Annotated in this window: 12 protein-coding genes; 2 read left to right on the top strand and 10 right to left on the bottom strand. The window is 71.8% G+C overall.

The genetic code is table 11. The features are described from left to right. Positions 1–179: 179 nt before the first annotated feature. From AB0I60_RS31770 to AB0I60_RS31730, 9 genes are all read right to left on the bottom strand, one after another. The gene (locus tag AB0I60_RS31770) at positions 180–842 is read right to left on the bottom strand and encodes an HdeD family acid-resistance protein (RefSeq protein ID WP_360736312.1); all 663 of its coding nucleotides are present in this window, start codon (positions 840–842) and stop codon (positions 180–182) included. After that, entirely contained in the window at positions 839–1,081 is a 243-nt protein-coding gene (locus AB0I60_RS31765) for a hypothetical protein (RefSeq protein ID WP_360736310.1), read from the bottom strand. Before AB0I60_RS31765 ends, AB0I60_RS31770 begins: the two co-directional genes overlap by 4 nt. Before the next feature lie 680 nt (positions 1,082–1,761). Then, positions 1,762–2,271 carry a hypothetical protein gene (locus tag AB0I60_RS31760; protein WP_360736307.1) on the bottom strand — a complete coding sequence of 170 codons (510 nt, stop codon included), beginning with the start codon at positions 2,269–2,271 and terminating at the stop codon, positions 1,762–1,764. A 22-nt stretch (positions 2,272–2,293) separates the two neighbouring features. Continuing rightward, entirely contained in the window at positions 2,294–3,295 is a 1,002-nt protein-coding gene (locus tag AB0I60_RS31755; protein ID WP_360736305.1) for a C40 family peptidase, read from the bottom strand. Between the two features lies 1 nt (position 3,296). Next, positions 3,297–3,902 (bottom strand): hypothetical protein, encoded by a 606-nt coding sequence (locus AB0I60_RS31750; protein WP_360736302.1) that lies wholly within the window; start codon positions 3,900–3,902, stop codon positions 3,297–3,299. Beyond that, a complete protein-coding gene (locus AB0I60_RS31745) occupies positions 3,902–5,803 on the bottom strand; it encodes a hypothetical protein (protein WP_360736300.1) in 1,902 nt (633 codons plus the stop codon). The genes AB0I60_RS31750 and AB0I60_RS31745 overlap by 1 nt, the downstream gene beginning before the upstream one ends. Beyond that, entirely contained in the window at positions 5,800–8,619 is a 2,820-nt protein-coding gene (locus AB0I60_RS31740) for an ATP-binding protein (RefSeq protein ID WP_360736365.1), read from the bottom strand. The genes AB0I60_RS31745 and AB0I60_RS31740 overlap by 4 nt, the downstream gene beginning before the upstream one ends. A 28-nt stretch (positions 8,620–8,647) precedes the next feature. Beyond that, complete coding sequence (locus AB0I60_RS31735; protein ID WP_360736298.1) at positions 8,648–9,124, bottom strand: hypothetical protein; 477 nt, start codon at positions 9,122–9,124, stop codon at positions 8,648–8,650. A 3-nt stretch (positions 9,125–9,127) separates the two neighbouring features. Next, on the bottom strand, positions 9,128–9,406 hold the full coding sequence (locus AB0I60_RS31730) for a hypothetical protein (RefSeq protein WP_015098413.1): 279 nt from the start codon (positions 9,404–9,406) through the stop codon (positions 9,128–9,130). Positions 9,407–9,832: 426 nt separating this feature from the next. Here AB0I60_RS31730 and AB0I60_RS31725 point away from each other — a divergent pair, with 426 nt between their 5' ends. Then, the gene (locus AB0I60_RS31725) at positions 9,833–10,132 is read left to right on the top strand and encodes a hypothetical protein (RefSeq protein WP_360736295.1); all 300 of its coding nucleotides are present in this window, start codon (positions 9,833–9,835) and stop codon (positions 10,130–10,132) included. 16 nt (positions 10,133–10,148) lie between these two features. Then, on the top strand, positions 10,149–10,643 hold the full coding sequence (locus AB0I60_RS31720) for a pyridoxamine 5'-phosphate oxidase family protein (protein WP_360736292.1): 495 nt from the start codon (positions 10,149–10,151) through the stop codon (positions 10,641–10,643). A 64-nt stretch (positions 10,644–10,707) separates the two neighbouring features. Here AB0I60_RS31720 and AB0I60_RS31715 read toward each other — a convergent pair whose 3' ends face one another. After that, positions 10,708–12,306, bottom strand: a complete 1,599-nt coding sequence (locus tag AB0I60_RS31715) for a DUF6345 domain-containing protein (protein WP_360736290.1) — start codon at positions 12,304–12,306, stop codon at positions 10,708–10,710. Between the last annotated feature and the right edge of the window lie 212 nt (positions 12,307–12,518).

Raw genomic sequence — 12,518 nt, 5'->3', positions numbered from 1 at the left:
CGCAGCCCGGCCTTCGTGGCACGTGCAACGCGCCTTGGCCGGACCTCCGCTTCGTGGCGAGGTCCGGCCAAGGCGCGCGGTGACGGGGGCGTGCGGCGGTAGCTGCTGGTGCGCTCGTCCGGCGGTAGGTGCCTGTCTGGCCGTAGATGCTTGTCCGGCCGTAGGTGCATGTCCGGCGGTCAGGCGGGTGCGGCGTGGCCGGTTCCGGTCGGGTCGCCGGGGCCGGTGGCGTGCTTGGCGTCGGTGGTCTGCTTGGCGGCGGAGGCACGGCCGTCCGACACGGCAGCCGCGATGCTCAGGACGCCGAGCACCAGCAGCGTGATGCCGAACAGCCAGGCCAGCGCGACCATGCTCGTCAGCGGCGCGACCAGGACGACGATGCCGGCGATCACCGTGACCACGCCCGAGAACACCGCCCAGCCGCTGGTGCCGAAGCCGTGGAAGATCTCGGCCACCCCGCCGACCACCCAGATCGCGCCGAGCAGCAGCGCCAGGACGGCGATCGTCTGGAACGGCGAGCGCAGGCACAGGATGCCGGCGAGCAGCGACAGCAGCCCCGACACCGCGAACAACACCCGGTGACCGGTGCCCGCCCCGTCCGCCGTGAACGTGCTGACCAGCCAGAACACACCGGTGATGAGCAGCTGGACGCCGAACAGCACGGCCGCCGTGAGGATCGTGATGCCGGGCCAGAGCAGCACCAGCAGCCCGATCAGCACCGTGATCACGCCGAACGTGATCCGCAGCCCCTTCGACTGGCCGAGCGTCGCGAGCGACTGCGTCGGGCCAGGCGTGCCGCCACTAGCCTCGAAGTGCGCCATGGCGACCAGGGTGCGCCTCACCCCCACATCTTGCAGCGCCGAACCCTGGTATCACCCGTTCCGGGACGCCAGGACAGCCAGGTCCGCAGCGGTGTGGTGGCGCGCAGCTGGGTGCGGATGAGCGAGGCGAGGCAGATGTCCAACGTCCGGCACGGCTTGAGCGCCGAGACGTCCGGGCTGCCGGGGACCTGGGTGCACGACGCGGGCGCAAGCCGCTTGACGACCGCGACCCACGACCGGATCGGTGCCGACCAGTCCACGGGCCGCAGAGCTGCCAGCCGAGTCGAGGGCCGGTTTGCGAGCCTCGGCGCGGCCGGCCGGGTCGCGTGGCGTCGGATCGCCGGCCGGATCATCGCGCGTAGTGCGGCCAAGCGGCCGGACAGGCGGGCGGACAGGAGACCGGACAGGCGGGCGCGGGCGGATTGCGCCTGCGTCGCGCGGCGCGGGCGCGTCAGGCGCGTGGCGGCGCGGGGGCACGGCGGCCAGGGGGTCGCGCGCTGGCGGGGCGGCCAGGTCTTGCGGCCGTGGCGGACCGGGCAGGGCTGGGGGCGCTGGGCGGCCGGGCAGGGCTGGGAGCGTGGGGCCGCTGGGCAGGGCTGGAGGCTTGGGGCGGCCGGGCAGGTTGGGAGGTGTGGGTGGGGCGGTTGGTCTGCGGCGTCATAGCCAGTGGCGTGGTGGGCGGCGGTGCGGTCGGCGGTGGAGGTGGGGTGCGGTCGGTGGAGCCACGTGGTCAGGCGGGAGAAGGGGGTGGGTCGGTGTTCGCGGGGTTCCATGTTTCACCCGAGTATCCGGAACACCGTTTCCGTACATATTTCGGCGATTCCCCGGCTTGATCACCCGAAAGAGCGGGGTCTGCGGTCGCCCATCTGGGTGGGCGACCCGCGCGGGGCCGCCCCGGAGGTCAGCGCTCGAGGCCGGCCTTGGTGCTCAGCGCTGGAGGTCAGCGCTGGTGCGGGGACTGCACCGGCAGCGGGCCGGAGATCGGGTGCGGCTGTTGGGGCACCGGGAAGCCTCGTGCCGGGGTGTTCTGGTTCGCGTTGGCGTAGTCGCCGGGGATCGGGTCCAGCACCGACACCAGGACCACCCGGTTCTCCGGGTCGTCGATCCGGGTCCCGCTGCGGTCGCGGTAGACGAGTTCGCCGTCCGCGTCGATCTCCATGATCGCGCCGACCTCGGCCAGCTGCTCCTCGTCCAGGTCCACCAGGCGCTCCCGCCTGGACGGGATGACCCGGTACACCGGCCAGCCCAGGTGGGCGAAGGAGCGGTGGAACTCGGCCATCAGGTGGGTCATCTGCTGCTGCCACGGCAGCGGCATCGCTTCGACCAGCGACCTCGGCAGCACGGCGTAGGACCCGTCCACCCCGGGCGGCAGGGCCGAGAGGTAGTCGCGCAGCGGCGTGCTGGACGCGGGCGGGCCGGCGTGGCGCTGGATGGGGTCGGGGGTGAACATCGGTGGTGCCTCCCTCACACGATCACACGCCCGGCCGGACGGCCAGTGGCATCAACTCGTGGTAGTCCCAGTTGATCTTGCTGATCTTCACCACGTCCCCGGTCTGGGGTGCGTGGATGTACTCGTCGTTGCCCAGGTACATGGCCACGTGGTGCACGGTGACCGGCTCGGCCGTGTTGGTCGCCCAGAAGATGAGATCACCTGCTTTGGCCTCCCGCACGGGGAGGTGCGCGCCGCCGGCCACGTACTGGTCGTTCGCCACGCGCGGGATCTTCACGCCGGCCTCGGCGAACGCCTTGACCAGGATGCCCGAGCAGTCCCACTGGTCAGGCCCGTTGCCGCCCCACAGGTACGGCTCGCCGAGCTGCTGCTTGGTGAACTCGATGGCGGTGGCGGCGGCCCCGGAGGCGAGCAGGAAGTCGCCGACGGCCTGGCCGCAGCCGGCCGGGTCGACCACGTTGCCGAGGTCGCCGATGAGGAAGGCGGCCATGGCCTCCCAGTTGTGGTACCGGTCGGGGAACGCCGAGCGCTCGACCGCCTGCGCCGAGTCACCGGGCCGCCGGTCCTCCCAGCCGGAGACGTTGAGCAGCACGTCGTAGAACTTGTTGATCGCGTACACCGGGTCGGTGACCTGGGCAGCCGAGCCCCAGCCCATGGAGGGGCGCATCTGGAAGATGCCGAGTGAGTCGCGGTCGCCGTAGTCGAGGCTGCGCAGCCCGGACTCGGTCATGCCGGCCTGGATGGCGACCTGCCACGCGAGCGGCGGCAGCTTGCGCTCCTGGCCGATCGAGATGATCTTGGCGACGGTGCCGCGCTGCTCCTCGTCGAGCCGGCTCGCGTCGTTCTGGCCCTTCTCGGCGCCGCCGCCCTCCCACGGGCCGATGGACGCGTTGCAGCCGACGTTGCGGATGCCGACCGCCCCTTCGTTCGGCGTCGTCCCGTTGACCACCGTCGACACGCCGTTGGTCACGGTGACCGCGACCACGGCGGCGACCGCCGCGACGACCAGCGCGATCTTCAGCATGTCAGCCCACCCTGCTGTACTTGTGCACGCGCCAGCCCTCGGGCAGCTTGGCCACGGTCAGCACGAGCTTGCCGGTTTCCAGGTCGGCTTCGAAATCGACCGAATCGGTGGTGGACCGGGTCGCCTTGACGGGGCTCTTGATCTCCTTGGGGACGTTGGCGGGGTCGACGGACTGGAGCGTGGGCAGCAGTTCGTCGGACGTCCACGGCTTGAGGCCGCCGAGCCACTTGGCGTTGGTGGTGCCGGGCGGGTGGGCGAGCCAGGCGTCGATCCAGCTCTCGGCGACGAGTTGGGCGTCGGCGGTGACGGGTGCCGACGAGGCGGCGGCGGTCGGGCTCGCCGCCTTGGTCGGCAGCGGCGTCGTGGTGCCGGTGGGCGGCAGCACGCCGATCTGGTTGCCGGAGCCGGGGACGGCCGGCTTGCCGGTGGTGGTGCCGGGTGCGGCGGAGGACGTCGACCCGACGGTGTGGTCGAACACGATGCCGGCCGTGATGACCAGCGCGATGAGTCCGACGACGGTGGCGACCAAGTGCCGGGGCGACCGCAGCGGCCACCCCCACAGGCGGCGGTAGACCGCCGCGCGCCCCCGGTTTGTCCTGATCGGCATCAGCTGTCCCTGACTTCGAGTCCGCGCGAGGGCCGGTAGATCACGTGCACCTGCCTACCCGCTACCACTTCGGTCTCGGCTCGCCTCGGGCCCGGCACGACCGGTCCGTCGGAGAGCCGGGTGAAGCCGTTGGTCACCCGCGACGGCACCAGGACGGCGTCGTCGAGGCGGTCCCAGTTGCGGTCCGCGACGGGCGGCGTGTCGACGACCCGGGACCGGCCGGACGTCAGCGCGGCGGGGCCGTCGTGCCCGCCGACGGGCAGCGCGACCCGCCCGCGGCCGCCGCTGCCGGGGTCGAGTTGGGCCGGTCCGCCCGTGCGGTCGAGCCGGTGCGCGGTGGCGACGACCGGGTTGGCCGCCTCGGGCCGGATGCGACCCCGGCCGCGCTGCGGCACCTCAGGACCATCGGGGTCGGTGTCGCGGACGGTGTCCCAGAACTCCTCCTGGGGCGAGGGCCCGGCGTCCTTCTTGCGGCGCAGGCGGGACAGCAGACCGCCGCGCATGGGCAGGGCGTTGCTGGCCGAGCCGACCGACATCTCCACCATCTGCCACATGCGGCGCAGCGGTTTGCCGATCATGAAGCAGACCAGGGTGAGCATGAGCCCGAGCAGCGTCCGGGTCAGCAGCGACAGCCCGTTGGCGTTGAAGATCGCCTGGAGCAGCAGTGCGTGGGTGCCCGCCAGGACGGCCAGGATGAGCACGTTGAAGACGGTGACGGCGACCGCGCGGCCGACCTTGCGCAGCAGTTCGTGGTGCAGCAGCGCGACCAGGCCGATGAGCGGGCCGGCGAGGGTGAGCACGCGCAACAGGAGCTGGGCGAGGAGCACGGCGGCCTTGGCGAACAGCTGGAACAGCGAGTAGGCGACGGCCTGGAGCAGGGACAGGAAGCCCGCGCCGGTGCGTCCGCCGGACTCGCCGCTGAAGGACGCCTGGGCGGGGCCGAGCTGGGTGTAGATGTTCTTGTACTCGGTGCGTTTGGCGTCCAGCGCCGTCTGGTCGCCGTCCTTGTGGTCTGCGATCTCCTGCACGGACCACGCCTGGACGGCGAGCACCTTGGGGCCGAACTCGGTGGCCTGCGGCGCTTCCGGCGAGCCGAACTCGCCGCGCAGCCAGCTCTGGTACACCACCGAGTCGTGCAGGCGGGAGGGCAGGACGTCGAGGTTGTCCTTGCCCGCTTCGACGTCGATGAAGCCGGCCTGGATCTCGGAGGTCTTGGTGACCAGCGTGCTGTCGAGCAGGTCGTAGAACTGGGGCAGCGCGAGGGTCGAGGTGGCCAGCCACATGGCGGCCAGCGCCCACAGGCCGCGCTTGCTGATCGCGGCCAGGTCGCCCTGCCAGATCTGGCGGAACATGAGGACCGCGAGCACCAGTGCGACGAGGCCGAACCAGCGCAGGTAGACGTTGTCGTAGACCTTCTGCACGCCGTCCTTGACCGCCTGGTCCAGCGGCTGGAGCAGCCCTTGGCCGACGACGGTGTAGTGCAGGGCGTTGGTCGCGCCGACGATGTTCTTGCCGACGTTGAAGAGCTGGTTGCCCGCCCACGTGTCGAGCACCGGGGAGGCGTTGGGCACCACGCACTTCTCCTGGTACGTGTGCCACACCATGCCCGCGTACCCGTAGGTGAGGTACGGGGAGTCCTTGACGCCGTTGCCGATGGACGGGTCGATCGCGCCGACCATGCCGGAGCCGGGCCGCTCGGGGATGGGTGCTTCACCGCAGCCGGCCGCCTGGGCGGGTGCCGCGCCGACCACGGCCTGCAGACCGACGATGGCGATCACGACCGCCATCGCCCGCCACCGCCCGCCGCGCGGGGCGGCGGGGGTGGTCGTGGCTTCCCGTCTGAACCGCCGCCGCGCGTAGAGCGCGGCGGCGATGGCTGCCGCGAGCAGGAGGGTGCTCATGCGGCACCTTCCCGGCCCGGCCGGCGGGTTCCTCCCTCGCCGTGGGTGGAGTCGACCAGTTCGGGGTCGACCAGGCCGACTTCCAGGTCGGCTGCGAGTTCGTCGTCGTACTCGTCGGTGAGGTCTTCGGCGTAGGCGAAGGGGTCCTGGGGCGGGGACGAGAGTTCCACCTCGCCCTGGTCCGGGCCGTCGCGGAGGGCGTCGGGGGTGGTGTCCAGGGAGTTGCGGAGGTGTTCGAGGTGCGGGCCGGAGAAGTCGATGCGGATGCGTTCGACGCCGCCCGCGCCGTCGCCGAAGATGAACTGGCGCGGGGCTCGGTCGCGTTCGGTGTTGTTGCGCACGCCTCCGGGGCGGCGGCCGAGGGAGGCCACGACCTGTTCGTAGCCCGCGCCGACCGGGACCTTGAGCAGGCGCAGCGCGTCGGCCTGGGCCTGGTCGTCGTCCAGCCGGCCGACGAACACCGAGTCGAGCAGGGTGACGAAGCCCTGGATCTTGAGGAAGTCGGCGGGGATCTGGGAGGACAGCAGGACGCGGACGTTCCACTTGCGGGAGTCGCGGGCGAAGCGGTTCATCAGGACGCGGCCCGTGGGGACTTCGGACAGGAAGAACGCCTCGTCGATCCACACGCCCTTGCGGAGGTCCTTCGGGCGTTCGTAGATGGACCGCTGGGTGAGCCACGCGGCGAGGTTGAGCATCTCGACGCCGAGGGCTTCGGCGTCGGTCCAGTGCTCGCGGCCGACGCCGTCCTTGGGCAGGTTGAGGCCCGCCATGGTGAGGACGGTGAGGCGGTCGTCGCGCTGCTCGTTGTACGGGTCGGCGTCCTGCTCGGGGATGAGCAGCGACATGCGCTCGCGCATCTCGTCGAGGAAGTCGGCGACGACGACGGCGTGCTCGTGGTGCTCGGACGCGTCGCGGCGCAGCGCTTCGAAGACCTGGCCGGGGTGGGCGTCGGGGCGTCCGCCGACCGTGCGCACGGCGCGCAGCAGCACGATCCTGGTCTGCGGCAGCCGGGCGACCTCGAACGGCAGCAGGCCGGTGAGCACGTCGAGCACGAGGCGGCGGCGGGTGGCGGCGGCCAGGGCGCGTTCGCGGCGCCACGCCCGCTCGGCGTCCTCCTCGTCGAGGAAGTGGTCGAGCTGGGGTTCGGCGACCACCCGGTACGGGTTGAGGATGCCGGGCTGGGCGTTGAGCAGGTTGATCGGCCGCGCGTACGGCTTGAGCTCGGGCAGCTCGCACAGGGCGGCGAGCGGGCCGGACGGGTCGAGCAGCGTCCAGTGCGCGCCGGAGCGCAGCGTCTTGTAGACGATGCCGCCGCCGAGGAACGACTTGCCCGCGCCGAGGCCCGCGACCATGGCGGACAGGCCGGAGGCGTCGCGGAGCTCCTGCGCCATCCACGGGTCCCAGGCGACGGGCCGGCGGGTGGCGGTGACGGTCTCGCCGAGCAGGATGCCGCGCCGGTCACCGACCTCGGCGGTGGCGGTGGGCACGGACGAGGCCGCCCACAGCACGGAGCCGCGCCGCAGGTAGGCGGAGGAGGACAGCGGTTCGCCGGGGATGAACTCGCGGGCGATGGCGTACTGGGCCTCGGGGTGCTCGATCGCCACCTTCGGCTTGTACAGGTCGAGCAGGGCCTGGGCCAGGCGCAGCGCCTCGCGCTCGGTCGGGCCGGAGACGGCGAGCCGCCACCACGACCGGACGCGGGTGCCGAGCGCGGTGAAGCCCGACGTCATCTCGTCGTCGATCTCCAGCACCCGGGACGCCTGGCGGGCCAGCGACTGGGGTGGTTCGAGCTCGTGCTCGTCGGTGTAGTGCCGCACCTGGGAGCGGACCTTGTTCATCTGCCGGGTCAGCTCGCCGGAGACCTCTTCGGGCCGCCGCACGTAGATGCGGGCGGACCACTCGACGGCGGCGGGCAGCCGGTCGGAGCGCTGCACCCACGGGTCGTCGACCTCGGGGATCTGCAGGCCGTGCATGAGGCCGACGGTGAGCACGGCGACGTGCCGCTTGATGCCGGCGTTGGAGCCGGTGCGACCGCGCACGGTCACGGTCGGCGAGTACGGCTCCTGGTGGAAGTCGGCGGCGTCGGTGAACGAGGCCAGGTCCTCGGGTTCCCACGGCGCCCCGGGCACGGCGGGCAGGTTGCGCGGCGCGGGCAGGCCCAGCGAGCACGACCGGTGCATCAGCCAGGACATCTCCTCGGCCGTGACGGGCCGGCCTTCGAGCCCGGCGGAGCCGATCACCTGGTCGAGGTGGTCGACCTCGGACTCGATGGCGACCAGCTCGGCGTCGACGGCGTCCGGGAAGACCTTGCGCAGGACGGGCGCGGCGCGCTCGACGGCGCGGTCCATCATGTTCCGGGTCTGCACCTGGACGCCCAGGTAGACCTCTTTCTCGGCCATGGAGCGGCCCATGAGCTGCTGCTGCTCGCCGACCATGTAGTCGTCGAACGACAGCGTGCCGGGGGTGTCGGGCAGCCGGCGCACCGCGTTGTGCACGTGCGCCTCGGCCCACATCCGGATCGGGTAGGGCCGGGTGGTCACCCGCAGGTGCATCCACCGGCCCTGCAGCTCGGCGTACTGGCCGGCGATCGCGGCGATCAGGTCCTGGCGCTGCGAGTCGGAGCGGAACGACCAGCGCTGCGGGGCGAGCTTGTACCAGGCGTACACCTCCTGGCCGGTGCGCAGCAGGTGGCCGTCGATGCTGCGCGCGGCGATCGACGGGGTGTAGCTGGGCACCGCCTGCTCACCGGGCAGGCGTCGGCCACGCTTGGAGTAGACCTTCCGGTCGTCCCGTGCGGCAGCGGCGTGCTGGGCCACGTGCTGCGCTGCGGAACGTCGGCTGTGGTCACGCCGGCGTCCGAACACCGCGAACCTCCTTCTTACGGCGGTCTGGCTGCCTGCGGTGCTGTGATCGGGTGGCGCGCGCCGAGCGTTTCGCCCCCTTCTCGGAAGGACGTTTCCGAGGCCGGTGTTGGCTGACCCGGATCCGGGCGGCGCTGGCCGCGCCGCCCTGGCCCGAGGTCGTCTCGCGCGGGGAGTTCAGCTCACGCACCCACATCGTCATGACCGACGACAGCGGGCGTTCGTGGCTGATGCGGGTGCAGATGAAGCGGGTCAGCGCGACCGTGATCACGAAGCCCCAGCCGGTGTTGATGAAGTCGAAGCCGAAGCCGACCTGCCGCTGCAACGCCGTGACCAGCAGGAAGACCACGATCCCGACGCCCCAGGCGACATAGCGCGCACGCCACGGGAAGGTCGCCTTGGGCGGGCCGAGCCAGACGGCGTCGACCCGGTAGACCTCGTCGTCAGTGCGTACCCGCAAGGGTCACCCGCCGGTGAACAGGCCGGCGATCCACTGGCCGATGTTCGCCCCGGCGTTGGTGGTCACCGCCAGTCCGATGATGGCGAGCGCGATGATCACGCCGCCGAGTCGGCGCATGACACCGGCGTTGTCGCCCTTGCCGCCGCCCAGCCACAGCAGCAGGACCGCGACGGTCAGCAGCAGCAGGGGTACCAGGTTGTCGAGGATCCACTGGCGCACACCGCCCGTGCCCAGGGCGGGTTCTGTCTGCTGCGCGAGTGTTACCAGGGTGTGGGCGGTCATCTCAGTACTCCTGAGTACGCAGGACTTCTACCGGGCGGGCCGAGGGGTGCGCGTCCGGTTCGAGCGCTATCGAGTAGAACACGTCTTCGTCACGAGGTGTATCCGTCGGTTCGCGTTGGGTAGATCAATAGTCGTTCCCCTGAGCCTCGATTACGTCTAATCTGACCACAGACATCATGGGTCGAGGGGAGCCGGTGGAGAACCGGCGGCACTGGATTCTCCCGATTGCTGAGACAGTTCACCCGACTGCGAACTTCCTGGTCACGCACGGTGTGCACGACCGCGATCCCCCTTGTCCAGCCCGCCGAGCGATTGACCCATTCGGCCGGGACGTTGCCCCGAACGGACCGCATCCCGGAGTGACGACGCCGAGGAGGCTCGCAGATGGCCCAGCCACCGGAAGCCGCACCCGAACCAGTCTCCGGAGTGAACGAGATCACCGTCTCCGTGTCCGTCTCGGGCAGTGATCAGGTTACCGGCACGGACGCTCCCCCGGGGCGGCGGGTGCAGCGGACGGTCAACTTCGACCAGGACGTGCTGGAGCGGGCGCGGGCGGCGGCGACCTACCTCGCCGCGTACGTGCCGGCGGCGGGGGTGCGCAGCCTCGCGGACATCGTCAACCCGGCGGTGGCGGCCTACGTGGCGGAGTTGGAGCGGCGCTTCAACGGCGGGGAGGCGTTCCGTCCGGTACACCGGATGCCGCCGGGAAGACCCGCGCGCCGTTGAGACGTGAGGAGTGCTCGTGCCCACCACCGACACCGACCCCCGCTACGGCGACCCCGACGCGCCCGCCACCCCGTGGCCGGCGGCCCGGGAGCGGCTGGCCGACGCCGAGCTGTACTGGCTGTCGACGGTCCGCCCGGACGGCCGCCCGCACGTCACGCCGCTGCTCGCGGTCTGGCACGACGGGGCCGCGCACATCTGCACCGGCCAGGACGAGCGCAAGGCGCGCAACCTCGCGGAGAACCCGAACGTCGTGCTCACCACCGGCAACGACTCGCTGCGCGGCGGCCTGGACGTGGTGGCGGAGGGCCGGGCGCAGCGGGTCACCGACCCGGGCGCGCTGGCGGAGCTGGCGCGGGCGTGGGAGGCCAAGTACGGGCCGGACTGGCACTTCGACGTGGTCGACGGCGGTTTCACCAACCCCCACGGGGTGGCGCTGGTGTTCCGGATCGAGCCGGTGACCGCGTTCGGGTTCGGCAAGGACCCCTACAGCCAGACCCGGTGGCGGTTCTGACGACGGGGGCCGGGGCCCTTCCACCCCCAGTGCGGTGGAAGGGCCCCGGCCGGTCGGGTGCCGGTCAGCTCCAGCCGGAGATCCGCCAGAAGCCGAGGGTGGGCAGGGTGTCCGGGCCGACGGGGCCCTTGGTCCAGAAGTAGTCGTTGAAGTTGGCGATCCACGAGTAGCCGATCGGGCCCATGGTGGCCCAGCGCACCCACGACGGCTGGGTGTCGATCGACGCCTGCGCCCACGCGTCGCGGACCTTCATCGGGGCCGGGCGGTTGCGCAGCAGGTAGTTGCCGTAGCGGGCACCGTGCGCCGAGTGGTGGTACGACACGGTCTCGAAGCTGTTGAGCTGGTGCAGGCCGTGGAACGCCCGGCCCCACCGCTGCGCCCAGTTCTGGCCGCCCGCGCTGGTCTGCAGGACCGAGGCGGTGAACAGGCTCATCCACTCCACGTCCCGGTTGCCCCAGCGGGCGTCCCGGTTGGACAGGAACGTGTCGGTGTTGCTGCTGCACCCGGCGAAGGAGAACCCGGTGGGCGAGCCCCGGCCGTGCCAGTAGGTCAGGTCCACGTCGTCGGCGTAGACGTGGTCCTGGCCGCCCGCGAAGGCCGGGTCCTTGAAGTCGCGCTCCCACGCGTTCTGGTCCAGCCAGCTGAACTGCACCGGGATGCCCCGGCTGGTGAACTGGTTGTTGAAGCCGTTGACGTCGGTCGCGGTCCACGGCAGGCCGGCGCACCGGCCGGTGCCCTCGCTGCCGACGTCGATCCGGTTCACCCACTGCGGCGAGACGCCCGAGCGGGACTCGGTGCGCGGCGGCTGGGTCGGGCCGGGCTCGGGCAGCTTGCCGTCCACGGCGGCGGGCAGCGTGACCGGCTGTACGGTCGCGCTGTTCGGGTCGACTCCCGTGCACCGGATGCTCGGCTCCAGCCTGGTCGCCTTCTCCGACAGCGCGGGCGCGTCGTAGGCGTAGGACACGTCGGTGACCCGGGTGTCGCCGGCGAAGACCTTGGCGCAGCGCGCGCGGGCCTCGGTCAGGTCGAGCACCTTCACCGTGCCGGACTTGACCAGGTCCCGCGTGCTGTAGACGAGCCCGGAGACCGCGCCCCGACCGTCCAGGGCGACCCGGACCTTCGCGCCGCCGCCCTCCAGCGGGATGCCGTCGAGCGAGAACGCGAACGACACCGCCGTGTCCAGCGGGGCCGACACGACGACCTCGCCCTGGGTGCCGACGACGTCGAACGTGGTGTTGGACGCGGAGGCCACGGCGTTGGCGGGCAGCAGCCCGGCAGCGCGCAGGGCGTCCTGGACCTTCTTCACGGCCGCGTCGCCCGGGACCGCGCGCAACTGCTTGAGCGCTTCGACGTCGAGCTGGGTCTGGGTGGTGCCCAGGCCGTCCTCGTCGGGCTTGCCCGCGCCCTTGTCCAGGCCGGGCACCTTCAGGTAAGTGGCCTCGTCGGTGAACGACACCGAGCCGTCCTGGTCGCGTTCGACGCTTCTCAGGCCGAACGCCCGCTGTAACGCGGTGGCCTGCTCCGGGCTGAGCCCGGCACTGCGGACCGCGTAGACCGGCAGTTCGACCGTCGCCGCCGACGCGGTGACCGTGCTGGTGACGGCCGCCGCGCCGACCAGTCCGGTCAGGGCGAGCCAGGTGGCGGCCCGCTTGGTGGCTGACATGGTTCCTCCTCCTCGTGACCGCGGGGCAGGGCCCGCGGTTCGGCTGGAGGACGGGGCCGCGTACGGCCTGATACCGATGACCACTCGATCGGCGTCACTTCTGTAACGACGTTGGGGGACAAGGGACCAATAGGCGGACCAGTGCGCCCTGCGCCCGTTTTCGGGTGATCGGCGGGTACGGCGGGCGGGCCGGCGGACCCGGCGTTCGGCCC

The organism is Actinosynnema sp. NPDC050436, assembly GCF_040655415.1.
Lineage (GTDB): Bacteria > Actinomycetota > Actinomycetes > Mycobacteriales > Pseudonocardiaceae > Actinosynnema.
The sequence above is the reverse complement of the archived record's forward strand: the minus strand, read 5'-3'. Positions and strand labels throughout refer to the sequence as shown.